At 46.4% G+C, this 24,150-nt stretch carries 26 protein-coding genes; 16 read left to right on the forward strand and 10 right to left on the reverse strand.

The window, feature by feature from the left end; genetic code table 11:
• Positions 1-65: 65 nt before the first annotated feature.
• Positions 66-1,607: a S10 family peptidase gene (locus tag AC5YB3_RS16650; RefSeq protein WP_494525762.1), complete on the forward strand. Its 1,542-nt coding sequence runs from the start codon at positions 66-68 to the stop codon at positions 1,605-1,607.
• 134 nt (positions 1,608-1,741) lie between these two features.
• Positions 1,742-2,356 (forward strand): LysE family translocator, encoded by a 615-nt coding sequence (locus AC5YB3_RS16655; protein WP_006085833.1) that lies wholly within the window; start codon positions 1,742-1,744, stop codon positions 2,354-2,356.
• A gap of 89 nt (positions 2,357-2,445) precedes the next feature.
• On the opposite strand, the gene AC5YB3_RS16660 is transcribed toward AC5YB3_RS16655, so the two are convergent.
• Both AC5YB3_RS16660 and AC5YB3_RS16665 read right to left on the reverse strand, forming a co-directional pair.
• Entirely contained in the window at positions 2,446-2,766 is a 321-nt protein-coding gene (locus AC5YB3_RS16660) for a DUF3144 domain-containing protein (protein ID WP_494525763.1), read from the reverse strand.
• Positions 2,767-2,839: 73 nt separating this feature from the next.
• A complete protein-coding gene (locus AC5YB3_RS16665) occupies positions 2,840-3,403 on the reverse strand; it encodes a pilus assembly FimT family protein (protein ID WP_494525764.1) in 564 nt (187 codons plus the stop codon).
• A 187-nt stretch (positions 3,404-3,590) separates the two neighbouring features.
• Between AC5YB3_RS16665 and ung the strand changes: the two genes are divergently transcribed.
• The gene (gene ung, locus AC5YB3_RS16670; RefSeq protein WP_494525765.1) at positions 3,591-4,256 is read left to right on the forward strand and encodes a uracil-DNA glycosylase; all 666 of its coding nucleotides are present in this window, start codon (positions 3,591-3,593) and stop codon (positions 4,254-4,256) included.
• A gap of 84 nt (positions 4,257-4,340) precedes the next feature.
• Here the strand turns inward: ung and ispB are convergent, their stop codons facing one another.
• The gene (gene ispB, locus AC5YB3_RS16675) at positions 4,341-5,312 is read right to left on the reverse strand and encodes an octaprenyl diphosphate synthase (RefSeq protein WP_037391117.1); all 972 of its coding nucleotides are present in this window, start codon (positions 5,310-5,312) and stop codon (positions 4,341-4,343) included.
• Positions 5,313-5,583: 271 nt separating this feature from the next.
• On the opposite strand from ispB, the gene rplU reads away from it, so the two are divergent.
• The 7 genes from rplU (at position 5,584) to AC5YB3_RS16710 (ending at position 9,953) form a co-directional block, all read left to right on the forward strand.
• Positions 5,584-5,895, forward strand: coding sequence for a 50S ribosomal protein L21 (rplU, locus tag AC5YB3_RS16680; RefSeq protein ID WP_006080526.1), 312 nt, complete (start codon positions 5,584-5,586; stop codon positions 5,893-5,895).
• Positions 5,896-5,909: 14 nt separating this feature from the next.
• Positions 5,910-6,164 (forward strand): 50S ribosomal protein L27, encoded by a 255-nt coding sequence (rpmA, locus tag AC5YB3_RS16685; protein ID WP_006080527.1) that lies wholly within the window; start codon positions 5,910-5,912, stop codon positions 6,162-6,164.
• A 214-nt stretch (positions 6,165-6,378) separates the two neighbouring features.
• Positions 6,379-7,548, forward strand: a complete 1,170-nt coding sequence (cgtA, locus tag AC5YB3_RS16690) for an Obg family GTPase CgtA (RefSeq protein ID WP_006080528.1) — start codon at positions 6,379-6,381, stop codon at positions 7,546-7,548.
• 27 nt (positions 7,549-7,575) lie between these two features.
• The gene (locus AC5YB3_RS16695) at positions 7,576-8,337 is read left to right on the forward strand and encodes a threonine/serine exporter family protein (protein ID WP_107402474.1); all 762 of its coding nucleotides are present in this window, start codon (positions 7,576-7,578) and stop codon (positions 8,335-8,337) included.
• A complete protein-coding gene (locus AC5YB3_RS16700) occupies positions 8,334-8,807 on the forward strand; it encodes a threonine/serine exporter family protein (RefSeq protein ID WP_006080531.1) in 474 nt (157 codons plus the stop codon). Before AC5YB3_RS16695 ends, AC5YB3_RS16700 begins: the two co-directional genes overlap by 4 nt.
• Before the next feature lie 27 nt (positions 8,808-8,834).
• Positions 8,835-9,317, forward strand: coding sequence for a type 3 dihydrofolate reductase (gene folA / locus AC5YB3_RS16705; protein ID WP_006085830.1), 483 nt, complete (start codon positions 8,835-8,837; stop codon positions 9,315-9,317).
• A gap of 222 nt (positions 9,318-9,539) precedes the next feature.
• Positions 9,540-9,953, forward strand: coding sequence for a DUF3718 domain-containing protein (locus AC5YB3_RS16710; RefSeq protein ID WP_006085829.1), 414 nt, complete (start codon positions 9,540-9,542; stop codon positions 9,951-9,953).
• A gap of 324 nt (positions 9,954-10,277) precedes the next feature.
• Here the strand turns inward: AC5YB3_RS16710 and AC5YB3_RS16715 are convergent, their stop codons facing one another.
• The 7 genes from AC5YB3_RS16715 to lptD form a co-directional block, all read right to left on the reverse strand.
• Positions 10,278-12,299, reverse strand: a complete 2,022-nt coding sequence (locus AC5YB3_RS16715) for a methyl-accepting chemotaxis protein (protein ID WP_494525766.1) — start codon at positions 12,297-12,299, stop codon at positions 10,278-10,280.
• A 96-nt stretch (positions 12,300-12,395) separates the two neighbouring features.
• Positions 12,396-13,220: a symmetrical bis(5'-nucleosyl)-tetraphosphatase gene (locus tag AC5YB3_RS16720; RefSeq protein WP_494525767.1), complete on the reverse strand. Its 825-nt coding sequence runs from the start codon at positions 13,218-13,220 to the stop codon at positions 12,396-12,398.
• Positions 13,221-13,241: 21 nt separating this feature from the next.
• Positions 13,242-13,622 (reverse strand): Co2+/Mg2+ efflux facilitator ApaG/CorD, encoded by a 381-nt coding sequence (gene apaG / locus AC5YB3_RS16725; protein ID WP_006080538.1) that lies wholly within the window; start codon positions 13,620-13,622, stop codon positions 13,242-13,244.
• A 48-nt stretch (positions 13,623-13,670) separates the two neighbouring features.
• Positions 13,671-14,477: a 16S rRNA (adenine(1518)-N(6)/adenine(1519)-N(6))-dimethyltransferase RsmA gene (gene rsmA / locus AC5YB3_RS16730; RefSeq protein WP_006085825.1), complete on the reverse strand. Its 807-nt coding sequence runs from the start codon at positions 14,475-14,477 to the stop codon at positions 13,671-13,673.
• Between the two features lie 15 nt (positions 14,478-14,492).
• Complete coding sequence (pdxA, locus tag AC5YB3_RS16735) at positions 14,493-15,479, reverse strand: 4-hydroxythreonine-4-phosphate dehydrogenase PdxA (protein ID WP_011846028.1); 987 nt, start codon at positions 15,477-15,479, stop codon at positions 14,493-14,495.
• A 6-nt stretch (positions 15,480-15,485) separates the two neighbouring features.
• Entirely contained in the window at positions 15,486-16,790 is a 1,305-nt protein-coding gene (surA, locus tag AC5YB3_RS16740) for a peptidylprolyl isomerase SurA (protein WP_006085822.1), read from the reverse strand.
• A 242-nt stretch (positions 16,791-17,032) separates the two neighbouring features.
• The gene (lptD, locus tag AC5YB3_RS16745; RefSeq protein ID WP_259520656.1) at positions 17,033-19,330 is read right to left on the reverse strand and encodes an LPS assembly protein LptD; all 2,298 of its coding nucleotides are present in this window, start codon (positions 19,328-19,330) and stop codon (positions 17,033-17,035) included.
• A 159-nt stretch (positions 19,331-19,489) separates the two neighbouring features.
• On the opposite strand from lptD, the gene AC5YB3_RS16750 reads away from it, so the two are divergent.
• The 6 genes from AC5YB3_RS16750 (at position 19,490) to AC5YB3_RS16775 (ending at position 24,119) form a co-directional block, all read left to right on the forward strand.
• Positions 19,490-20,533: an aminoglycoside phosphotransferase family protein gene (locus AC5YB3_RS16750; protein WP_494525768.1), complete on the forward strand. Its 1,044-nt coding sequence runs from the start codon at positions 19,490-19,492 to the stop codon at positions 20,531-20,533.
• Positions 20,530-21,207, forward strand: a complete 678-nt coding sequence (gene murU, locus AC5YB3_RS16755; RefSeq protein WP_071940195.1) for an N-acetylmuramate alpha-1-phosphate uridylyltransferase MurU — start codon at positions 20,530-20,532, stop codon at positions 21,205-21,207. Before AC5YB3_RS16750 ends, murU begins: the two co-directional genes overlap by 4 nt.
• 69 nt (positions 21,208-21,276) lie before the next feature.
• Positions 21,277-22,065 carry a co-chaperone DjlA gene (gene djlA / locus AC5YB3_RS16760; RefSeq protein WP_126491324.1) on the forward strand — a complete coding sequence of 263 codons (789 nt, stop codon included), beginning with the start codon at positions 21,277-21,279 and terminating at the stop codon, positions 22,063-22,065.
• 41 nt (positions 22,066-22,106) lie between these two features.
• The gene (locus AC5YB3_RS16765; RefSeq protein ID WP_283629868.1) at positions 22,107-22,739 is read left to right on the forward strand and encodes an outer membrane beta-barrel protein; all 633 of its coding nucleotides are present in this window, start codon (positions 22,107-22,109) and stop codon (positions 22,737-22,739) included.
• Positions 22,740-22,774: 35 nt separating this feature from the next.
• On the forward strand, positions 22,775-23,725 hold the full coding sequence (locus AC5YB3_RS16770; RefSeq protein WP_006085814.1) for a D-2-hydroxyacid dehydrogenase: 951 nt from the start codon (positions 22,775-22,777) through the stop codon (positions 23,723-23,725).
• Positions 23,726-23,750: 25 nt separating this feature from the next.
• Positions 23,751-24,119 carry a cell envelope integrity TolA family protein gene (locus AC5YB3_RS16775; RefSeq protein ID WP_006085813.1) on the forward strand — a complete coding sequence of 123 codons (369 nt, stop codon included), beginning with the start codon at positions 23,751-23,753 and terminating at the stop codon, positions 24,117-24,119.
• Positions 24,120-24,150 lie beyond the last annotated feature (31 nt).

A 24,150-nucleotide genomic window follows, 5' to 3' on the forward strand; every position in this document is an offset into this window, starting at 1 on the left:
TGTGGAGTCTTTGTAAGCTGGGCAAGATGATAGTTACCGCTATAACAAAAATAAAAGGAAATAAGATGACACCTTTACTATCGCGTCGACGCTCGTCGGCTAGGCCGCTTTGGTCATTATTCGTGTTGCCGTTGATCGTATTCTGCTCGAGCCTGAGCTATGCCGAACCCGCCAAAAAGGCCGAAGATAAAGCCGACAAGCTTGTCCCTGAGGTGGTTAAAACCGAGCATAAGATGACGATTCAAGGGCAAAAAGTCAGTTATCAAGCGATAAGTGGCGAGACTATTTTAAAGGATGATAAAGACGAACCGCTGGCGAGTATTTTCTCTATTACCTATTTACGTGACGATGTTAAAGACAGCAGCACACGCCCCGTAACCTTTATTTTTAACGGCGGTCCGGGCTCGGCATCGCTCTGGTTGCACATGGGCTTATTTGGTCCTAAACGTGTGGTGGTGCCGGATGCAAAGGACGATGGCGCAGCACCTTATCGTATTGAATCAAACGATTACTCTATGCTTGATGAGTCCGATCTCGTGTTCATCGATCCCGTAGGTACTGGCTTTAGCCGCGCCTTAGGCGATAAAAAAGGTGCGGATTTTTGGGGCGTGAAAGAAGATGCCCAGTCGATTGCCGAGTTTATTCGCCGCTGGTTGATTGAGCATAAACGTTGGAACTCCCCTAAATATTTGGCCGGCGAGAGTTACGGTACTACCCGCGCGGCAGCACTTGTGAATGAATTGCAGGGCGGTTGGACTGACATTTCGGTCAATGGAATTATGCTGATTTCATCCATTCTCGATTTTAGTCATGCCCGCTACCAGCCGGGTAACAACCTGCCATACATTGGTTTTTTACCGACGATGGCGGCAACGGCTTTTTACCATAATAAAGTCAGCGCTGCGGATAAAGCCTTGGGGCTGGAGGTCTTTATTGAGGAGGCGCGCCAATTTGCGATCAAAGATTATTCCCTCGCGTTGTTGCAAGGCAGCCGCTTAACCCCCGAGGCATATCAAGCTGTACGTCAAAGCTTGGCGCGTTTTACGGGTTTAAATGAGCACTATTTAGATCGTGTTAATTTGCGCGTGAGCGCCAGTCGATACACTAAGGAGCTGCTCAGAGATCAAGATTTGACGATAGGACGCTTAGACAGTCGCTACACAGGTAAAGACTACGACAGTGGCGGCGACTCAACCGACGATGATCCATCAGGTTATGGGATTGATGGCGCTTATACGGCCGCCATGCATCAATATCTGTATGACGATTTGGGCGTGACCTTATCCCGTCCTTTCAACGTTCTCTCCGTTGATGTGAACCGGAGTTGGAATTGGAATATCAGTGGCAAGCAGATGCACTATGTCAACGTTGCGCCTTATCTTGGTCAAGCGCAGCGTGAGAACAAAGATCTGCGGATTTTTGTCGGCAACGGTTACTTTGACTTTGCGACACCATTTTTTGCCACCGAAAATACCTTTGCCGATAACGGCATAGATAATAGTCGTGTGAGTATGCATTACTATAAAGCGGGGCACATGATGTACGTTGAGCCCGAATCCTTAACTCAGTTAGTGAAGGATATCCGCGCTTTTTATCAGCCTAAATAGCCGTTAATTTATCAACAAACGGATTGATTAGCGTTAACGCCTTAATGGCGCGATGCTAGAATAGCAAGCAAGTTTAAGGCCCTAGAGTTTATCTACATCAAAGGGGCCTTTTTATTCGGCGTAAGGTGTGTTCAATGAGTTTTAGTACTTGGTTAGGTTTATTGGCTATTTGTTGTTTGGGGGCTATGTCGCCGGGCCCAAGTTTAGCTATGGTGGTGCGCCATACCTTAGGCGGTGGACGGGGCAAGGGCATAGTGTGTGCGTGGGCACATTCAATAGGCATTGGGATTTATGCGCTGGTGACGTTACTTGGCTTAGCCGTCGTACTTAAAAAGGCGCCCTTAGTCTTTAATGGCATTGCGATTCTCGGTGCTTTGTATCTGGCTTGGATGGGAGTTCAGGCGCTGCGTTCCAAGGGCGGTATGCAAGCTAAATTGGCCGCAGGGGAGGCGACAGATACCTTGACCGCAGCCCGTGATGGTATCGCCATTTCCTTATTCAATCCTAAAATCATGCTATTTTTCCTCGCATTATTCAGCCAATTCGTGATGGTGGCCGACAGCATGACAGCCAAAGCCTTAATCGTTTTTACCCCATTAGTGGTCGATGGTCTTTGGTATACGCTTATTGCTTTGTTGTTGTCCCACTCAAGCGTGTTGCCTAAGTTACGGGAAAAGGCTGGGTTAATTGATAAGTTGTCTGGCGTGGTATTGATACTGCTGGCGATCCGCGTGGTATATACGCTTTAATTATTTATTGCAGGTCATCTGTTTCAACAAACAAAAACGCCATCAATCGATGGCGTTTTTTATGTTTTCGCTATGCATGAAGGGCGTGCTTAGCCTTTAAACATTTGCACTGAATTGTCGGCTTGTTCTGCCACCGCTTCTTGGATAATCGGCGGATTCGCGATGTGATCGTCTAAGTTGTCACTCAGCATTTCTTTGAATTCACTGCTAAACCATTCTAATGCACTTTCTTTCTCGGCGCCGAGATCCGCTGATTTAATCGCGGCTTCGAAGGCGTTAAAACGTGCCGCGGCAAAACGGAGTGCTGTGCCCACTTTACCTACATCTGCTTCTTGTTGGCTTAGCTGATTGGCTAAGGCAATAAACTGATCGGCAAGTTCGTAAATGGTGGTGTTGCTCGTGTCGGTCATGGCGTTCACTCTAAAAAGTAACAGATTAAAGTTCGATTCTAACTTAATTGACGTAAGAAGGAATCGTCAGGCATTAACTATTGGGATCTGTGTCGGTAATGACGACTCCAGTTTGGGAGTCATAACTGATCGAGAGTTTGTCGTTTGTTCGATAGAAATAAGTGCACTTGCCAGGATTGGTATAGCTGGCTTTGTAGTCGGTTTCTGTCGTATCAACATTTAAGCGCGAGACACTCGGTTGGGTATTTTGGAATAATACTTCCCATACCGAGATACAGTCTTCGACATTATCAAGCGACGGTGAGGTTTCATTACCAAAGATATAGTGCTGTGCAGGCCAGCCGAAGGCGTTGAAATCCACTTGTTCAGATTGCGCCGTGCCAAATACGGGTAAGTCTTCTTTTGGACCTGAGCCCACTTTTACCGCCCAAACGGAGCGCGCCAGATTGATGGCTGACTTAAAGCCACCGCCAGCGGCTTTGACTGTAGCGATTTGCGCATCTTGCTGCACATTGATAAATTTTGGCAGGGCCACTACCGCTAAAATACCGAGCACTATGATGACCACCACAAGCTCTATTAAGGTGAAACCCGTTTGATGTCGTTGTATCAATTTATCAGAATGTTGGATCATCATGGCGTATTAGACAGTGCGAGAATGGGCGCACTATAGCATTTAAATTCGAATGTTTTAAATTGAAAGTCTTAAAGCGAAACACTGCAAATATAGCCGTATCACTTATCGACAAGCATAACCTTCGAACTTGCCATTCTACAGCAGGGCTTTTAAGCTAACCCGATAATAGGATTGAGGAAGTAAAATCGTGACTCAGGTGACATGGCAAACATTTATCGATGAGCAAAGGGCTTTGCCTTATTTTCAGCAACTAAGTGCATTTGTAGACAATGAACGTAGGGCTGGGAAAGTGGTTTATCCCCCCGAAGCCGATGTTTTTAATGCTTTTACTATGACTCCGCTTGAAAAGGTTAAAGTGGTATTGATTGGCCAAGATCCCTATCACGGCCCAGATCAAGCCCATGGTTTATGCTTTTCGGTCAAACGCGGTATTAAACCGCCGCCTTCCTTAGCCAATATGTACAAGGAATTAGCGACAGATATTGATGGCTTTACCATTCCATCCCACGGGGATTTATCCGCATGGACGGAGCAGGGGATCTTAATGCTCAATACGGTGCTGACCGTTGAGCAAGGCAAGGCGCACTCCCATGCCAAAGCGGGTTGGGAAGTCTTTACTGCTGCCGCACTGGAATTATTAAATCGCCAGACTCAGCCGATTATCTTCGTGCTTTGGGGCAGTCATGCCATCAAAAAAGGTCAAGTGATTAACGCACCGCAACATCAAGTGCTCACTGGGCCGCATCCTTCACCTTTATCGGCTTATCGGGGTTTTTTTGGCTGTGGGCATTTTTCTCAAGTGAATCAATTATTACTTGAGCGGGGCGAAGCGCCGATCCGCTGGCAGGTTTAATCTTAGGATTGCGGGTTTGAGGCAATAAAAAAGGTCTTACTGAGTAAGACCTTTTCTTTGGGCTAAAAATGAATTAGCGAGTGATCAATGATTACGGTCGACCGAAATTTTAGCAAGCGCAACTAAGGCTTGCTTGTAGTCGCTATCGGGCAGAATCGATAATGCCTCGATGGCTTTCTCTGATTCTTCAATCGCTTTTTGCTGGGTGTAGTTTAACGCGCCGCAATGGTGCAGTGCTGCCACGATTTTATCTATGGCCTGTGTACCATCGCCTTGCTCAATTGCTTGACGTATGAGGTGTTTCTCTTCGTCTGTGCCATGGGCAATGGCATAGATGAGTGGCAGAGTTGGTTTACCTTCAGCAAGATCATCACCTATGTTCTTGCCTAGCTCATCACTGTCGGCGGTATAGTCGAGTAAATCGTCGGTAAGCTGGAAGGCGGTACCAAGGTATTTACCATAGTTACCTAAGGCGGTTTCTTGCTCTGGCGTCGCACCTGCTAACACGCCCGCAAGCAGGGTGGCCGCTTCAAACAACTTAGCGGTTTTGCAATAAATGACCCGCATATAGCTTTCTTCTGTGGTGTCAGGATCGTTGCAATTCATCAGTTGTAAGACTTCGCCCTCGGCCAACACGTTCGTGGTATCCGCTAACACTCTGAGCACTTTCATGCTGTCGAGTTCAGTCATCATCTGGAATGAACGGGTATAAAGAAAATCCCCGACCAGCACGCTGGCGCTATTGCCGAACAGTGCGTTGGCGGTTTCTCGTCCGCGGCGCAATGTCGATTCATCAACTACATCATCGTGGAGCAATGAGGCTGTATGGATAAACTCAATAATCGCCGCTAGCTTAAGATGCGCTTCGCCTTCGTAGCTCACCGCACGTGCGGCTAATACCGACAGCAGAGGACGAAGACGTTTACCACCACCATTAATAATGTAAAAACCTAATTGATTAATTAGGGCGACATCTGATTCAAGCTGTTTATATATCAGCTGATTGACTGCTTGCATATCAGTGTCAGCCAGTTGACGAATAGCGTTTAAATCCATAGTAGACTCTGGTTGTGGGGTCATTACGTACCGGCCCCTGTTTAGGCTCACGTGTTATAATGAAATGAATTTTACCTAAAATTCTGACATATGACAGCACTAGCTCAACTAATGTGAGAGTTAATCCGGTCTTTTTTTATTCTTTCCTAATTAGGGCTTGCCAGAGTTAGATTCTTCGCGTAAACTCCGCGCCCATTGTCAATAAAGTTTTTATAGCACCCTGCCTCATCCAAGAATGAGCCCGCGTGTTAGGAATTGGAGTAAAATAGCTATGTACGCTGTTTTTCAAAGTGGTGGTAAACAACACCGTGTAGCCGAAGGCCACACTGTTCGTTTAGAAAAGTTAGAAGTTGCAACTGGCGAAACTATCGAATTCGATCAAGTTCTTTTGATCGCTGATGGCGAAACAGTGCATGTTGGTGCTCCTTTAGTAGCTGGCGGTAAAGTCGTTGCTGAAGTTGTAAGTCACGGTCGTGGCGATAAAGTAACTATCGTTAAGTTCCGTCGTCGTAAGCATCACGACAAGAAAATGGGCCACCGTCAGTGGTTCACTGAAGTTAAAATTACTGCTATCAACGCATAATAGGAGTCTAACTCATGGCACATAAAAAAGCTGGCGGTTCTACTCGTAACGGCCGCGATTCAGAAAGTAAACGTCTAGGTGTTAAGCGCTTTGGCGGTGAATCAGTTCTAGCTGGTAACATTATCGTTCGTCAACGTGGTACTAAATTCCACGCTGGTGTAAACGTAGGTATTGGTCGTGACCATACTCTGTTTGCTCTGACTGACGGTAAAGTGAAATTCGAAGTTAAAGGCGCTAATAACCGTAAGTTTATTAGCATCGAAGCTTAATTTTCGAACCTAGCTTATACTGTTAAAGCCCCGCCATTGGTGGGGCTTTCTGTTTTTTGTGCTTCTATTTACGCCGTGTAGATGCTTGAGTTGGTAAATGATTACCAAGAATGAGCATTGACAGGTAAGATTGGGAGCAAAGTATCTCGAGTTTTTTGGCGACCAATGAAGTTAGACGGTATAATTGCTTCATTCAGTGGTGCCAGGAGTAAGTATGAAGTTTGTCGATGAGGCAGTAATTAGGGTCGAAGCAGGCGACGGCGGTAGCGGTTGTGTTAGCTTTAGGCGCGAAAAGTATGTACCTGATGGTGGTCCTGATGGTGGTGATGGTGGCGACGGCGGCAGTGTTTTTCTGCAAGCTGACGAAAACTTCAACACCTTGATCGAGTTCCGTTTTGAACGTTTTCACATGGCTGAACGTGGCGAAAATGGTCGTGGCCGTGATTGTACCGGTCACAGCGGTAAAGATCTGATCTTAAAAGTTCCTGTTGGTACTCGCGCGGTCGATCATGATACTGAAGAAGTCCTTGGGGATTTAACGACCCACGGTCAAAAGCTATTGGTTGCCAAAGGTGGTTTCCATGGTTTAGGTAACACCCGTTTTAAGAGCAGTACTAACCGTGCCCCACGTCAAAAGACGTTAGGAACACCTGGTGAAGTTCGTAGCCTTAAATTAGAGTTGTTACTGTTGGCTGACGTTGGTTTGCTTGGCATGCCTAACGCAGGTAAGTCGACATTCATTCGTGCGGTTTCCCGTGCAACGCCTAAAGTGGCTGATTATCCGTTTACAACACTAGTGCCTAACTTAGGTGTGGTTAATCCACGTCCTGGTCAAAGCTTTGTGATCGCGGATATTCCAGGTCTTATCGAAGGCGCTGCCGATGGTGCGGGTTTAGGTATTCGTTTCTTAAAGCATCTTGAGCGTTGTCGTATTCTACTGCACATCATCGACATTGAGCCTATTGACGGAACCGATCCGGTTGAGTCTGCGCGCGCTATCGTTGGTGAGCTTGAGAAATACTCTCCAAAACTGGCAAGCAAGCCACGTTGGTTAGTCTTTAACAAAACCGATTTGCTGCTTGAAGAAGAGCTGCAACAAAAGGTTGATCGCATCGTTAAAGAAATGGGTTGGGAAGGCGACGTTTACACTATTTCTGCCTACAACCGCGACGGCACTAATGAGTTGGCATTAAAGCTCCTCGATTATATTGCGAGCCTGCCACCAGAAGACAATGAAATCGACCCAGACAGTGAAGTCGAGTTCAAGTGGGATAATTATCATCAAGCTAACTTAGATTCTGTGAATGAAGACTATGTTGATGAAGATGATGACGACGACTTTGATGATGACGACTACGACGTAGAAGTTATTTACCAGAGATAATCTTACCGTCTTAATTTTGAGAGTTCCGTGTACGCAGATACTCAAAATGATATTACTCGGCAAGTTGTGCGTGCTGCACAACTGCTACTGGCCTACGGCGCAGAATCTGATTTAGTTGAAGAAATCAGCCAGCGTCTAGGTCAGGCTTTAGGCCTTGCCAGCGTAGAGCTCTCTATTTCCTCCAATTCCCTCGTATTAACCAGTTTAGTTCATGGTCGCTGTATCACTACGACTCGTCGTATTCGTGAGCATGGCATTAATATGACCATAGTTTGTGAATTACAACGCATCTGTTTATTAGCTGAAAAAGGTCTGTATGGCCCCAACGAAGTCCGTAAACGTTTGGCGCGGATTGAGCCTAAAACCTATCCACCGAGTTTAGTAGTCTTCATGATTGGCCTGTCTTGTGCCAGTTTTTGTCACCTGTTTAATGGTGATCTTATCTCGTGTGTGATTACCTTTTTTGCCGCAGCTGTGGGCATGTCGGTACGTTTAGCGATTGCTAAGCGGCATTTTAATTTATTGGTTAACTTTGCCGTCACGGCTTTTGTCACCAGTATGTTGGCTCAAACTGGCTATGTGTTTGCATTGAGTGAAACGCCTAAGGCTGCTATGGCCGCGAGTGTGCTAATGCTGGTGCCGGGTTTTCCGATGATCAATGCGATTTCCGACATGGTGAAAGGGCATATGAATGTCGGCATCTCCCGTTGGGGCCATGCGACCTTGCTGACTGTTTCTTCTGTGATAGGCATTACGATTGCGATGCAGATCGGCGGGATTTTCCTATGATGGAATTACTGATAACGCTGCTGCACGATGCTTTTTTCTCAGCAATTCCCGCCGTGGGATTTGCTATGGTGTTTAATGTTCCTAAACGATTTCTTCCCTATTGCGCCTTAGCGGGAGCCATTGGTCATAGCTCGCGTACCTTAATGCTACAGTTTGGTTTACCGATTGAGTGGGCCACATTTGCCGCAGCTGCAATCGTTGGGATTATTACTATAGGGTTTGGAAAACGCCATTTAGCGCCACCTTTAATGTATGCTGTCGCTGCTATTATACCTATGATCCCTGGCACTTATGCCTTTAATACCGTCATTGCCTTAGTGCAACTGACTGCCCAGTCTCAGGTAAGCCCTGAACTGACGGCACAAGTGATTAGTAATGGCCTCAAAACCGTCTTTATTCTCGGGGCGTTAGCTGTGGGGTTGGCCATGCCGAGCTTGTTGTATTTCAGAACCCGCCCCGTTATTCAATAATTCTATTTCAATAAAACAGGAGTGAGCATGCGCATTGCTATGATAGCCGCGATGGCAAACAATCGAGTCATCGGAAAAGAGAATAAAATGCCATGGCATCTTCCAGAAGATCTACGTCACTTTAAAGCCATGACCCTAGGTAAGCCTGTGGTGATGGGGCGTAAGACCTTTGAGTCCATTGGTAGACCCCTTCCTGGCCGACATAACATAGTGATTTCACGTCAAACGGATCTCGTCATTGAGGGAGTGACCTGTGTAACCTCCTTTGATGCAGCCAAACAAGCCGCCGGCGAGTGTGAAGAGTTAGTGGTGATTGGTGGCGGACAGCTTTATGCCGAGTTATTACCTTACGCAGATACCTTATATTTGACGCAAATCAAGCTAGAGGTTGAGGGCGATACATTTTTCCCCCATTGGGATGACGGAACTTGGAAAGAAACGGAATCTTTGTCTAGTATAAATGCGGATGGTTTGGAATATCGCTTTATCAATTTGGTAAAAAAATGTTAAATTGCAGCCTCTGTTGTGTACCCTGTGTGTATAGGGCGTCATTTTATCTAACGTATTGCATCATATCGGACATTTAGTTTTCACGGAAAGAAGAGATAGCCTATTTCGTTATCCTAGATTTCGAACGAGAGCTAAAGCCAAGAGGTCAATACCCTTTAGAGACGAGATGCAGCCCATACAAAATTGATAATAAAACTATAAGAAAGTATTAAGGAGTATCGGATGCGTCTTATGCCTGTAGCCTTGGCTGCGTTAATTGGATTGAGCTATATCACTGTACCAACCCCTGCTGTTGCGGGCGTTGATCCACTCGTCGCGAGTATTTGCGATTACGTAAAAGCTAACGATAAAAACCGCCTACGTAAAAAATTAAAAGAAAGCCGCGTTAAGCTACGTCAGATTTACAGTGGCATCAGTTGCGATGGCGCAAGTCTATTACGTGCCGCTTACGGCGCGAGTGCTAACGATGCAGGTGAGTTTGTGGCTAAACGTTTGTCGGTGACGGAACTGAGTGTCGCTGAAGCCGATGGTATGACTATCCAAGCTTGGGCAGAAGCAAACGGTCATGGTGATAGCCCTATCACTGCTGCAGTGAAAGAGCGTCTTGGCGCTGCTGCGGGCGGCGAAGAAGAGTAATTGCTGAGCTGGACTCGCTGAGCTGGACTCGTTGCACCGAACTAGCGGCAGTTTAGCTCTATTTGCAGCTTAGTGATTTTAATTGACGAGTATTAAGCAACGGGTTTAAGCCATTAGCCTTAAGAGCCTAGAATTAAGCGCTTTGCATTAAACGCCTTGTCTTGAATCAGAAAAAATGCCGAACTTAAGTTCGGCATTTTTTATGGCCCTAATTTGCACTAAGTCGGTCAGAGCGAGTGATTGGTATGATAGGGAAAGTAAATTAGGCCCAAAAGAAAGGGCCGCTAAGCGACCCTTGGTTTAGAAGATTTTAGCAATTAACATTTAGACTCTAAATTCACCAACTGAGGCTTGAAGCTCTTCAGCTAGTTTGGCGACTTGATGGCTAGACTGAGCCGTTTGATCTGCGCCGATAGCGGTTTCTTCTGAAATGGCAGCAATATGCTCCAGTTTCTCAGACACTTGCTGACTCACTAAATTCTGCTCTTGAGCAGCATGGGCGATATGAGTGCCTGAGTCATAGGCCTTATGCACAGACTGGCTAATGGTTTCGAGGGCAATGTTGGCTTGCTCAGTTTTTTCAACACAGGCATTTGCCTGAGCACGTCCCATATCCATGGCGGCAACGGCTTGCTCTGCACCTTGTTGCAACACTTCGATCATCTGTTGGATCTCTCGGGTCGATACTTGAGTACGTGAGGCTAAGCTACGGACTTCATCGGCAACTACCGCAAAACCACGACCTTGTTCACCGGCTCTAGCAGCTTCAATGGCGGCGTTAAGGGCGAGTAGGTTAGTCTGCTCTGCAATGCCACGGATCACATCCAAAATTGAGCCAATTGAGGCGCTATCAGACTGCACTTTATTGATCACAACGCCTGCCTTGGCGACTTCATCGGCTAAAGCCAAAATAGTCAGTTTGTTCTCTTCGGCAATGGCTCGCATATGCTGAGTTTCTTGGTCGGCTTGCTTGATTTGCTCAAGGGCTTGATCGGCACTTAACGACACTTGTTGCGCGCTAGAACTCAGTTCTGTGGTTGCAGTGGCCACTTGGTCCACTTGGCTTTTTTGCTCTTGAATGCCGGAGGTTGTTTGCGCTGTGATTGCCGACGTTTGTTCAGCTGCTGCAGCCAGTTGGTTCGATCTATCCAAGATACCGATAATCAAACTGCGTAAGCTATCGACGAGACGGTTGCAGTTTTTCGCCAGCTCTGCAAATTCATCGTGTCCAGAGTCATCCAGCTTATGGGTAAGGTTGCCTGAGGCTAAGACGTTAAGGGCATTGTTCACTTGGCTGAGTGAGCGTTTGAGCGGGTTCACTACAGCAAAACTCACAATGACAGCGACAATAATGGCAACTAACACCACAATCATTGTTTGTATGCTAGCAGAGTCAATCTTAGCTATGGTGTCGTTACTCATGTTGGCGGCAACAAGTTCGATGTTATTACTCACATCATCCATGTTGGAATTAATAACTTTCACGTCTTTTTCGATAATACCGAGTTTGACCACGGCTTCTTTAGAATGGGAAAGCTGGCTCGATTTCAGCTGCAACATAGATTGCGGGCCAGTAACAAGCGCTAAAACTTTTTCAATATCTTTAGTGACTGAACTTAAGGTATCCGCATCGACGATACCTTGACCGTGACGATTCACATATTCAAGTTTGTTTTTGGTTTCGCTGATAATGTAGTCAAGTTCTTTAGAGATCAGTTCGTGCTTACTGTCTTCTTCATTGGTCACTAAGTCTGCGATAGTGGTGATGATATTCCCGAGGCTAGTATCAATCGCGCTGGCTGACGCGGCCAGACTCTGCTCATCGGGATTTTGACTGCTTTCTAAATCAACAATATCAAGCAGTTCCGATGAGGCATCATCGGCGGCATTTTCGAGTTTTTTCTTTAGATTAACTAACTGTTCTTGCTTGCTTAATGAAGCTTCACGTTCGGCGATCATAGCAAGGCTGTCTCGTTCAAAGCTTGAGAAACTACCGCTTAATTGGCTGATTAATGAGGTGAGCTCTGGCTGGCTTTTGACTAATTGGGTGATGTTAGCTATTTCGTTTTTGAACTGAGTTCCATGATCATCGAACACTTTGCGAATACTGGGAATATTGGCCGATTTAGGCGTGTGATAGGCAATCAGGATTTGTCTTTGTTGCTCACTCAATGTTTCACTGAGGTGATTGGTCGACTTAAGCGCGGGCAAGCTTAATTCTTGCATCATCGCCGAGCTTGCTTTTAGGCTGTTGTTGGTGAGGTAGGATGTAAATCCTAGCACCACGAGCAAAAGCGTGACAATACCAAATCCGCCAATCACTCTGGTGGCTACGTTAAATTTCATAGGATACTCCGATTTTTATTATATTTTTCCAAATGAAAACAGGGCGATTTCAGGGTTAGGCGGCTCAGTCTGTTATCGACTTTAAGCTGTTTTAGTTTAACTCTTTTTTAACTTTTTTTGCGTAATTTTTTGGTCTTTTTCAAGATGCCATAGGGTTAAGTGTTCCCCCCAGCAACAACCTGTATCTAAAGCCTTTAATTTACTATCGCCAACATTGCCCATCAGTGCTGCCCAATGGCCGAAAACCAAGGTGTGGCTTTGGCGCAGGGGCGAAGCAAACTCAAACCAAGGTTTGAGTTGTGGATTAGTACAGTTTTCAGGAGGTTGTTTACAATCAAAATCGAGTCGGCTATCGATATAGAGGTAGCGCATGCGTGTTAATGCGTTGATGCAGTAACGTAGGCGCTCTATGCCAATTGCACTTGGGTCCCATTGTTCGGCACTATCCGAATACATTTGGGCTATCAGTGCCTCAAGATAATCATCTTGTTTGAGTGCGCAACTGACGAGTGCGGCTTCTTCTCTTAATACTTCAAGCGACCACTGCGGTGGCACACCCGCATGACTCATGATGAGTTGGTGTTCGGGTAATTCACGCATTAGGGGTTGCTGTCTCAGCCAGTCAATTGAGGCTGAAATATCGGGCGATTCAAGAATTTCAGTTAAATTATCGCTGGGCTTAGCGCGTTTGAGCTTGCCGTGTAACGCCATTAAGTGGAGATCGTGATTGCCTAAAACCGTTTTAGCGGAATCACCTAAAGAACGAAAAAAACGTAGTGTAGCTAAGGAATCTGGTCCGCGAGCAACAAGATCACCTACAGCCCAGAGTTCATCACGGGAGGGATTAAAATCGACCTTAGCGAGTAATTTTTGTAATTCAGCGAAACAGCCTTGAATATCACCAACAAAATAATGCGCCACAGTACCCCTTTCCTAACGATATTAATGTAGTAAGCCTGGGGTCGCTAAACGGAAGGGACGGATCGTCGCTTGGAAATGCTCACCCGATTCGCTGACCATACCATAAGTGCCATGCATTATGCCAAGGGGTGTATCGAGCACTGTGCCACTGGTGTATTGATAGGCGGTATTTGGCGCTATGGTTGGTGTTTCACCGACAACTCCGGCGCCTTGAACTTCACTGGTATTGCCATTGGCATCTGTGATTATCCAGTGACGGGTTTCGAGTTTAGCCGCCTGCTCACCTAAATTGATGATAGTGATGGTATAGCTGAAGAGGTATTTTTCATCCTCGGGCGAGGACTGCTGCTCTATATATTCAGTTTTAACTTCAACCCGAATGGAGGTGTCCAATGCGCTCATTCTTGTTCCTAGGCTCTGGTTAAAGGGCACCTAAGTGCCCAGACATATTTATGCTTTCTTATCGCAAACCATGTTAGCCATAGCAACATACTGTTGCACGCTAATCTGCTCTGGGCGTTGACTTGAGTCAATCCCTAATTGCTCGAACTCATCGTCAGATAACATGTGCTTCAAGTTATTACGCAGAGTCTTACGACGCATGTTGAACGCCGTAGTACAAAGATGACGTAGTACGGTCACATCTTTGCAAGGGAACGGCTTTACAGCGTATGGCAATAAGCGTACGACTGCTGAGTCGACCTTAGGCGCGGGCGTAAAGCTGTGGGGCGGCACTTCAAGAACCGGAACCACTTGGCAGAAGTATTGCGCCATTACCGTTAAACGGCCATAGGCTTTACAGCCTGGGCTTGCCGATAAACGCAGTACCACTTCTTTTTGCAGCATAAAGTGCATGGTTTCAATCTGTTCGGCAAATTCGAACAGGTGGAACATCAGCGGCGTTGAAATGTTGTAAGGTAAGTTACCAAACACTTTCATCTTTTTGCCAGGCACACTCAGTTGACCAAAATCAAACTGCAGTGCATCACCTTGGTGAATGGTCAGTTTATCTTTAAGGACTGGGTGATGATGTAAGCGTTCAACTAGATCGCGGTCAAGTTCGACGACGGTCAGGTTATCTACAGCTTCGGCTACGGGTTCGGTTAAGGCACCAAGGCCAGGGCCGATCTCGACCATCACATGGTGATTATCGGGGGCTATTGCGCCCACAATGCGGTCAATCACATTGCCGTCGGTAAGGAAGTTTTGTCCGAAACGCTTTCTGGCCGTGTGGCCTAAATGTACTTTGTTGCTCATTAATAATGTAATCGTTTAGTTCTTTGAGGATAACTCAATGGCTTTATTCAGAGCACACACAAAGCTGCCAATATCGGCTTTGCCTGTACCCGCGAGATCGAGCGCCGTACCATGGTCAACCGAGGTACGAATATAGGGTAAACCTAAGGTGATGTTTACCGATTTGCCAAATCCTTGTGACTTGAGAACGGGAAGTCCTTGGTCATGGTACATGGCCAAGACGACATCGGCGTCCTGTAAATATTTAGGTTGGAACAGGGTATCGGCCGGTAATGGGCCGACAATATTCATCTGGAACTCTTCTCGCAACTCGTTGAGTGCAGGAATAATCACGTCGATTTCTTCACGCCCTAAATGGCCATCTTCACCTGCGTGTGGATTAAGGCCGCAAACATAAATCTTCGGTGAAACTATGCCAAATTTGCTGATGAGATCGGCATGTAAAATCTTGATAATATGCTGTAGGCGTTGACGCGTTATCGCTTTTGCAACATAGGCCAGTGGAATATGTGTGGTCACGAGTGCCACTTGCAATCCCGGCGTTGCCAGCATCATCACCACATCGGGGCAATTTGCTTGATGGGCAAAAAACTCAGTGTGGCCACTAAAGGAAATACCCGCTTGATTGATAATGCCTTTGTGTACCGGACCTGTCACGACAGCATCAAACTCGCCGCTCATGTTTTTCTCGCCCGCATAACGCAAGGTTTCAACTACATAAGTGCTGTTTTGCTCATCGAGCTGACCGCAAATCGATTCGCTCACTAGCTTGAAGGGGGCAATGGTTAATGTGCCCGCTTCTTGCGGTTTAGGCGCTTGATTTGGCTGGTAAGGACGGAAAGTCACTTGCAAACCGAGTCGTTTAGCACGGCTGGTTAATAATTCTGGATCCGCACAAACGACTAACTCAGCAGGCCAAGCCTGCTGAGCGAGTTGTACGACTAAATCGGGGCCAATACCTGCGGGTTCGCCTGGGGTAACGGCAATACGTTTAGTGCTCAATTAGAATTAACCTCGATTGGTCTCTGGCTGGAAGATTTCAATGTATGCGTCTGAACGCATTTCGTCTAGCCAGTTTTGCAGTTCTTCGTTAAATTTGCGACGGAAGATCAACTGGTGCGCACGGTTACTGTTGAACTGATCCGTGGCATCGGTTTTTCTGCGTTCTTCTAACTGGGTAATGTGCCAACCGTGAGTAGTACGGAATGGCTCGCTGATCTGGTCAGTTTTTAAACTGTTAAGGGTTTGAGCGAACTCTGGCACGTAAATGCTTGGCTCTGCCCAACCTAATTCGCCGCCTTTAGTGGCTGAACCTGGATCTTCAGAATATTGACGCGCTAGGTCTTCAAACTTAGCTTCACCTGAGCGAATTTGCTTCAGGAATTGCTCAAGCATGGCTTTAGCACGATCTTCTGACAAAATTGGCGATGGCTTGAGCAAAATGTGTCGCGCTCTGACTTCTTCAATTTCTTTGGTTTGTAGGCCGCGAGCATCCATGATTTTAATAATATGGAAACCTGCACCACTCTTAATCGGGCCGATAATGTCACCCGTTTTCGCACCGTTGATCACTTCGGCGAACAGGGTTGGCATTTCGTTGATGTTCATGTAGTCCCAAATACCGCCTTCGAGTGCTTTAGGGCCCGAAGAAGATGCGATAGCGGTACGACGGAAATCTTCACCACTCTTCAAACGCTCCAAAACGATATTGGCACGTTTGCTCGAGGATTCCAGTTGTTCACTGGTAGGATTATTTGGCACGTCAATCAGGATGTGGCCAATTTGGTATTCTACATCTTTCATCCCTTGTTCTTGGATGAGTTTGACTAGGCTAGTAATTTCCTGTGGTGACACTTGGATACGACGTTGTACTTGAATACGTTGAATTTCACCTAAGGTGATTTCTTCGCGCAATTGCTCGCGGTATTGGCTGAAGCTTAACCCTTCGCTTTCAATTTTCTGTTGCATCTGCGCCACAGACATTTTTTGTTCGCGCGCGATGTTTTCAATCGCTTGGTCTAATTGTAAGTCACCAATATGCAGGCCAATACGATCTGCCATTTGCAGTTGTAAACGGGTCAAGATCAAACGTTCAATCACCTGAGTGCGCAGGGCACTGTCAGAAGGTAACGATTGGTTTGCCGTTTTGGCATTGGCTTTAACAGTGTCAATCATGTTAGTGATTTCACTTTCGAGCACTATGCCGTCGTTAATTTGGACCGCAACGCGGTCGAGCGGCTGAGGTGCGGCCAATGTAGGTTGGCTGATAGCGAGTGCAAATAAAGCAAAAATCAGATGTTTACTGGGTTTCATCCACAAAATCCTTGGCACGTTCTAAGGTCAGGTTCGACGGCTTAATTGAAATAACTTTACCATTTATATCGAAATTACAGCGAGTTGCCCTAATGTAATTTTTTGGCGATGCATTTGAGTGCATGGTTAAACCTTAAGATCCGCTTTTATTAGCGTTAGCAAAAGGCAAACGGTAAAGCACTCATTAACCTGTTTGGACTCTCAGTCCTTGTTGAGGTTCAGCAATCTATCACAATTCTTTGCTAATTCCTCAGATAAAGCGGTTTTCTGTAGTTAAACAGGCCGTCATTGAGCATATCTGATACGCCTAATGGGCCAGAACCACCGAGTCCTTTAATGACTAAGTTCAGGTAGAAGCCGCTTTCAAACTGCTCACGCGAGTCGATAGCTGCAGAGCCTATGTTGTCGTCATAGTTAGTTTTAATGCGGTAGTGATAACTAAATCGCACCGCATAACAGCATGATTCGTATTGAATACCTGTGTAGGTTTCAATGCTGCGGCTTTCGTTTAAGTCATAATACCAATTACCCACGAAGTAGAGATCGTCACTGATGGGCCAAGCGCCACGAACACCCGCTTGGGAGATGTTCACAGTATCATTGGTATTGGAGTTCAATAAATCGGGGACGTAGCGATAGCTAAATTGCAGCAATTTGTTCGCTTCGGGTCTGAAATCTAAGGTGACTTCCGTTTTTTTATTTTCACTGGTGTTGGTGTCGTATTGAATCGCCGCACCCATGTACCAATCATTCGTCAAACGGGTATCTAACTCGGCAGCGAGTACAGATGTCGATTGATTTGATTCAAAAATATTGTCTTCGTAGCCGACTTTACTGTCTTGCAGGTAAAAAATTTGCCCTAGGCTGAATTTAGTCGCCTCTTGGTTATGACTATCAAAGATACGCGTGGTAACACCTAGTGTGACTTGGTTCGCATCGGAAATACGATCTAGCCCCGAGAAGCGGCGATCACGGAATAGACCAAAATAGTCATCCTGTAATTGGGCCGTATCGTAAATTCCTATGCCGCGTTGGTCTTCGTAGCCAACATAAAGATATTGGAATTGCGGTTCCAGTGTTTGGCGATAGTTTTCATCGAAAAGCTCAGTAAAACGCTCGAAGTTAATCTGACCATTAATCCGTACTTGCGGAATGGTACGGCTTACCGTGTCATCGACAACAAGATCAGGGTCTTCATTATGCTGCCAATAATTGGTCTGCATCAGCTTCACTTGGCTGGTCAGTGAGCCCGAAGGTCCGTGAATTGGCAGGGTCACGCTCGGTGACATATGTAAACGCGTCGCCGTGTTCACATTGTTGTCTTGATGGGCAAAATTCGTCAGCTCTGAATTAAAGCCAAAATCTAAATTGTTCCAAAAATCGGCGGCGCGATAGTTAAAGTTGACCTGAGGCATCACCTGATACGGTTTTTCGTCTTCACCGAGTACTTTAATATCTTGGACCCGGGTGCTGATATCCCAGTTACTTTCGAAGTAGCTGATTTCACCTATGCGCGACAATTGGTTGTCAGTTGCACGGTTAACATCTGACTTTAAGTCATTGAAATAGTTGTTGTCTGACACGTCGGTAAAATTAGCTAATACCCGCCAATTCTTGTCGATTGACCCTTGGTGTTGCCAGTTGTACAGGTAGCGATTAGGGCTGCCACTGATCAATTGGTCGTTGCCTAGATATTCAAAATTGACTCGACCTTTTTGAGCCTCGCCTGCTAAATAACCAAACTCAGTCTTAGTGAATAAACCACGGTTAGACATATAGTTAGGTGTAAAGGTTAAATCATATTCAGGGGCAATGTTCCAGTAATAGGGCGCAGCAATTTCGACGCCATTAGTGGTACTGGTACTAAAGCTGGGGTAGAGAAAGCCCGACTTACGTTTATCTGAAACCGGCACTGTCATGTAGGGAATGTAGAATACAGGCACGCCGCCGACTCTTAACTTGGCATTCCAAATTTCACCCCATTCTTCTTCACTGTTAATCTTGATTTTCTCGGCTTCGAGCAGCCAAGAGACATTGTCAGGAGGACAAGTGGTAAAGTTGGTATTGGTTAAAATTAAATTGTTATTGATGGTAATTTGCAGCTTTTCTGCATCGCCATGGACCTGTTGTCCATGCAGCCAATATTGCGCCCCTTTAAGGGTGGCACGATTGGAGCGCATTTGAGCTTGTAATGACTCGGCGGTAACAGTGAAGTTACTGTCTTGGAAGACTAAATTACCATTGGCATCAAACTGTTCGGTCGCTTGATCTAAAATCGCCTCATCGGCCGCTATGTGTCTATCGCCTTGGCTAAAAACCACATCACCACGAAAAATCGCCTGTTTGCCCATTTCGGCATTGGTGTTATCAGACGTGATACGAATTTTGTTGAGTTCAGCCGCACTCATTCCTTGGGTTTGAGATACGATACGGGGTACTGGCGGTTCGATTAAGCATTGAGATGCCGAAGCGGTTGGAGAGTCGTCTGCCAGGACTAATTGCGGTAACAGGCTCAGGGCCAGAAGGTATCGGATCTGCATCTTTAGGTCAGTAATTATGATTTCTTATTCTGGACAAGTATGGATGGGGAAAGTTGCAATTTACAAACGCAACGCCGCTTAATAAATCTCTCAATTTCTTAGCTGTTTCCAAATTATATGCCAGCTATAATAAAGCAATTTTTCTTTAAGAGCCATGAAATGACTTTATCCGATCCGAGATTTCTTTCCCTAAATCAGTGGCTGAATGCATATTTTTCCGATGAGGTGACACCAGTATTGATTTCCGGTGACGCAAGTTTTAGACGTTACTTTCGGATCACGACGCCCGATGCCACCTTTATCGCCGCCGATTCACCGCCACAACTGGTACCCATCGTACCCTTTATCGCTTTATCTAATGCCTATGCCGCCGTGGGATTGACAGTTCCAAAAGTGATCCATGCCGACGCTGCTCAAGGTTTTATGCTGATGAGCGACTTAGGCGATACCCAGCTGTTATCAGTGCTTAACGTGCAAAACGTGGCTGACTATTATCGTCAGGCGCTCGATTTACTGCCGCAAGTGGCCTCTGTAGTTGAAAGTCAGCATCTTGATAGCGGCCTAGTTGAGCCCTTACCTCTGTACGACGAAGCCTTTGTTCGCCGTGAATTGCACATCTTTACTGAGTGGCTACTCGGCACTCATCTTAATTTGTCTTTGGACGAGTCAGAGCTGCAAATGCTAAGCCATAGCTTCGATCTGCTTGTCGACAATGCGCTATCTCAGCCTAGCGTGGGGATGCATAGGGATTTCCATAGCCGCAATCTTATGCTGCAAGCAGGCAAGCTGTGCGTAATTGATTTTCAGGATGCCGTCGTCGGCCCTGTGACCTACGACGCGGTATCGCTATTGCGTGATTGTTATATTCGCTGGCCGCAGCAGTTAGTCGCAGACTTGATGCAATACCATTATCAGCAAGCACTCGCGCTAGGCTTCATTCCCGCACTGGCTACTATGGAACAATATCAAACTTGGTTTGATCTCATGGGCTTGCAGCGTCATATCAAGGCGGTGGGGATTTTTGCACGGTTAAATTATCGTGACAGTAAACCTGCGTATATGGCGGATATTCCACTGACATTAACGTATATTGTCGACATTGCCATGCAGTATCCCGAACTCGTGTCATTTGCACACTGGTTGACTCGTCGCGTGTTGCCTGCGTTTGCAGCTAGCCAGTCTTTATCTGAGGTTAAGCAATGAAAGCCATGATCTTGGCCGCCGGACGAGGTGAGAGGTTACGGCCGTTAACGGATAATATGCCTAAACCTATGGTGCCAGTATTAGGTAAACCGTTGATTGTTTACCATATTGAAAAACTCGCCGCGTTAGGCATAGTCGATATCGTCATCAACCATGCTTGGCTAGGGCATAAATTAGTCGAGGCGCTGGGCGATGGCAGCGCTTTTGGGGTGCGAATTCGCTATAGCGCCGAAGAGAGTGCGCTTGAAACCGGCGGCGGCATTAAACGGGCTTTGCCTTTATTGTGTGAGGGGGAAAGCGATGAACCCTTTTTGGTCATTAATGGTGATGTGTTTATCGATGCCTTACCGCCAATCACGCAGCTTGCTGCCGATACGCTCGCCCATCTCTGGCTAGTGCCTAATCCTGAGCAGCATCCGCAGGGGGATTTCGCCTTGAGTGGCAATCGAGTGCAGGAGCTTGGTGAGACTAAGCACACTTTCTCTGGCATGGGCATTTATCGGCCGTCGCTGTTTAATCACACGCCGCAGGGCGCGTTTGCACTCGGTCCGCTGCTTAGAAAGCAAATGGCCCAAGGCCGAGTCAGCGGCGCGCTGTTTCACGGGCTTTGGTGCGATGTTGGCACGATTGCACGCCTGCAAGGGCTCGAACTCAGATTACAAAGCAATACCTAAATATCTGTGCTTGCTTATCCATAGGATAGCGCTGGCACATCAAATACATTATAGAAATCAGGATATAAGATGCGCTTTTGGGGTAAGTTTTTTGGGTTTATCATTGGCTTTATGTTCGGCCGCATCTTTGGTGCTTTGCTCGGCTTGTGGCTCGGGCACCTCTACGATAAGCGCGCAGCTTCTGGCGTGGGGTTTCGACAAGTTCTAGGGCAGGCTAAGAATCGCCAAGCGATCTTCTTTAACACCACCTTTGCGGTGATGGGGCATGTGGCGAAAGCGTCGGGACAGGTGACTGAAACCGATATTCGCATCGCGACCCTGTTGATGGATCAAATGCGCTTAACCGGTGAAGCCCGTAAAGAAGCGCAGCAGGCGTTTCGCGAGGGGAAATCGGCGGATTTTGATCTACGCAGCAGCCTCCAAGCTTTCCGCGTTATTACCATGGGACGCAAAGAGTTAGTGCAGATGTTCATTGAAATTCAGATCCAAACGGCATTGTCCGATGGTGAACTGGATCCCGCTGAACACGCTATCTTGATGACGATTGCCCAAGAGTTAGGTTATGGTCGAGCGCAGTTAGATGAATTACTGAAGCGCTGGCAAGCGGAGTTTCGCTTTCATCAGACCTCAAGTGGCAACAAAACATCGATTACCGATGCCTACAGTTTGCTGGGGATTACTAACGAAGCCAGCGACCAAGAAGTTAAGCGAGCTTACCGTAAGTTGATGAACGAACATCATCCCGATAAGTTAGTCGCTAAAGGCCTGCCACCGGAAATGATGGAGCTGGCAAATCGTAAGGCACAGGATATTCAAGCGGCCTATGACAGAGTCAAGTCTGAGCGCGGTATGCGTTAGTCTTGATTGCTTTGGATTTTATAAAAGATAAGGAATTCATTATGAAAAACACGCATAGCCTGTTGCTGTTGGCGAGTTTGTTACCTGTGACTATGTCCGCGCAGGCTGAGGTGTTTGTCGCACCTTTTGGCGGTTATAGTCTGGGTGGCGGTCAATTTGATGTTAATCAAGTTGACGTCAACGCAGATCAAACGGGCGACAAGAAAAATGTGAAGGTCGAGGAATCAAGCCATTACGGCCTAATGCTGGGCATTGCCACGAATGATCCCGGTAATATTTATCTTTTATACAGCCACCAAGCCTCTGAACTCAAAAGTGGCGGTTTGTTTACGCCCGATCGTCTTACCTCGTTAGACTTAGATTATATCCACTTAGGTGGCACTTTATATTTTCCCCGTGGCGATATTCGACCCTACGTCACCGCAAGTGCAGGGATCACCCGCATGCTGCCTGACGCTTGGTCGAGTGAAACGCGTTTCTCTATGGGGATTGGCGGTGGGGTAGAGTATCAAGTCACTCAACACTTTGGTTTGTTTGCAGATATTCGCGGTTACGCGACGTTTATCAACAGCGACAGCTCACTGTTTTGTAATGAAGATGAATGCCTATGGCACATTACGTCGGATGTGATGTGGCAGGCGCAGGCTAACCTTGGGCTCAAAGTCAGCTTTTAGCACTAACACATCGTTTTAAAAGGAGATTTAGCGGCATGAAGATAGTTGTACTCGATGGCGAAACTTTAAATCCTGGCGATCTCAGTTGGCAATCCTTGACTGAACTAGGCGAGTTTGCGTGTTTCCCTCGCACCGCTGGCGCCGATATTGTTGCGCGTGCCCAAAGTGCAGAGATCATTCTCACCAATAAAACGCCGCTCAATGCTAAGACTCTGGCGCAACTTCCGGCACTGAAATACATAGGCGTATTGGCAACGGGTACTAACGTTGTCGATATAGCGGCTGCAAAAGCGCGCGGAATAGTGGTAACGAATGTGCCCGCCTATGCGCCCGATGCCGTAGCGCAGATGGTTTTTGCCCATATACTGCATCACACCCAAGCCGTGGCTGCCCATCATCAAGCCGTGGTCGATGGTCTGTGGGTGAACTGCCAAGATTTTTGTTTCACCTTAATGCCGCTGCAATCCTTAAAAGGCAAGACTTTAGGTTTAATAGGTTATGGTGATATCGGCCAGCAGGTTGGGACGCTCGCCCTTGCATTCGGGATGAAAGTGCTCGTCAATACCCGCTCTGTTATCAAAGACTTGCCCCAAGGTTCCACTTGGGTACCGCGTGATACTGTGCTGAGCGAATCAGATATTATCTCGCTGCATTGCCCGCTTACCCCTGAGACTGAGCAATTTATCAATCACCAAGCACTCGCCTTGATGAAGCCTAATGCGCTGCTTATTAATACGGCGCGCGGTGGATTAATTGATGAGTCCGCGCTTGCAGCAGCGCTTTCACAAAACCACTTATTTGCCGGTGTCGATGTATTATCGACCGAGCCGCCCAGCGCGGATAATCCCTTATTGCATGCACCAAATATCAGCATTAGTCCCCATAATGCGTGGGCGACTAAGGAAGCCAGACAAAGTCTACTCAATATTGCCGTTGCGAATGTGCACGGTTATTTACAGGGTGAAGTGATTAATTGTGTGAATTAAGGAATGCATTAGAACAAGGAATGTTATGTATAAGATAATTTTGATTATAGTTTTTGGATTAGTGTTTTGTGGGTGTGCTAGCAAGAGTCGAGTTCCTAAATCTTGTGACACAGTGAAAGAATGTTCGGTATTAGTGATGAATAAAATTCAATCAAACTTAGTCGTTGATGAATCTTTTAAAGACCAAATGGTAAAGGTTAATTTTCATCTTGATGAACAAGCAAATGTGGTTAATTACTCTGTAATACAACCAAGTCAGCTTGCTGAGCTAAACGAAGCAGTAAAAGCAGCAGTATATGCCTCTTCACCTTTCTCTGAAGTCTTATTCGCAGCACCTGTTGTGTTTACCGAGATCAAGGAGATTAATCTTACTGTTACACCTTACTTTAACTAAACTGCATGATATGAAAATGGCGTATAGTGAA

This window comes from Shewanella sp. 1311 (genome assembly GCF_059338235.1).

Coding starts and splice junctions, on each gene's coding strand:
- folA (WP_006085830.1), top strand. CDS start 8,835: ATGCGCATTGCTATGATAGCCGCGATGGCAAACAATCGAGTCATCGGA.
- djlA (WP_126491324.1), top strand. CDS start 21,277: ATGCGCTTTTGGGGTAAGTTTTTTGGGTTTATCATTGGCTTTATGTTC.
- AC5YB3_RS16650 (WP_494525762.1), top strand. CDS start 66: ATGACACCTTTACTATCGCGTCGACGCTCGTCGGCTAGGCCGCTTTGG.
- AC5YB3_RS16715 (WP_494525766.1), bottom strand. CDS start 12,299: ATGAAATTTAACGTAGCCACCAGAGTGATTGGCGGATTTGGTATTGTC.
- rsmA (WP_006085825.1), bottom strand. CDS start 14,477: ATGAGCAACAAAGTACATTTAGGCCACACGGCCAGAAAGCGTTTCGGA.
- AC5YB3_RS16665 (WP_494525764.1), bottom strand. CDS start 3,403: ATGATGATCCAACATTCTGATAAATTGATACAACGACATCAAACGGGT.
- lptD (WP_259520656.1), bottom strand. CDS start 19,330: ATGCAGATCCGATACCTTCTGGCCCTGAGCCTGTTACCGCAATTAGTC.
- AC5YB3_RS16710 (WP_006085829.1), top strand. CDS start 9,540: ATGCGTCTTATGCCTGTAGCCTTGGCTGCGTTAATTGGATTGAGCTAT.
- AC5YB3_RS16770 (WP_006085814.1), top strand. CDS start 22,775: ATGAAGATAGTTGTACTCGATGGCGAAACTTTAAATCCTGGCGATCTC.
- AC5YB3_RS16660 (WP_494525763.1), bottom strand. CDS start 2,766: ATGACCGACACGAGCAACACCACCATTTACGAACTTGCCGATCAGTTT.
- apaG (WP_006080538.1), bottom strand. CDS start 13,622: ATGAGCGCATTGGACACCTCCATTCGGGTTGAAGTTAAAACTGAATAT.
- rpmA (WP_006080527.1), top strand. CDS start 5,910: ATGGCACATAAAAAAGCTGGCGGTTCTACTCGTAACGGCCGCGATTCA.
- murU (WP_071940195.1), top strand. CDS start 20,530: ATGAAAGCCATGATCTTGGCCGCCGGACGAGGTGAGAGGTTACGGCCG.
- AC5YB3_RS16700 (WP_006080531.1), top strand. CDS start 8,334: ATGATGGAATTACTGATAACGCTGCTGCACGATGCTTTTTTCTCAGCA.
- AC5YB3_RS16775 (WP_006085813.1), top strand. CDS start 23,751: ATGTATAAGATAATTTTGATTATAGTTTTTGGATTAGTGTTTTGTGGG.
- surA (WP_006085822.1), bottom strand. CDS start 16,790: ATGAAACCCAGTAAACATCTGATTTTTGCTTTATTTGCACTCGCTATC.
- AC5YB3_RS16655 (WP_006085833.1), top strand. CDS start 1,742: ATGAGTTTTAGTACTTGGTTAGGTTTATTGGCTATTTGTTGTTTGGGG.
- rplU (WP_006080526.1), top strand. CDS start 5,584: ATGTACGCTGTTTTTCAAAGTGGTGGTAAACAACACCGTGTAGCCGAA.
- AC5YB3_RS16750 (WP_494525768.1), top strand. CDS start 19,490: ATGACTTTATCCGATCCGAGATTTCTTTCCCTAAATCAGTGGCTGAAT.
- cgtA (WP_006080528.1), top strand. CDS start 6,379: ATGAAGTTTGTCGATGAGGCAGTAATTAGGGTCGAAGCAGGCGACGGC.
- ispB (WP_037391117.1), bottom strand. CDS start 5,312: ATGGATTTAAACGCTATTCGTCAACTGGCTGACACTGATATGCAAGCA.
- AC5YB3_RS16765 (WP_283629868.1), top strand. CDS start 22,107: ATGAAAAACACGCATAGCCTGTTGCTGTTGGCGAGTTTGTTACCTGTG.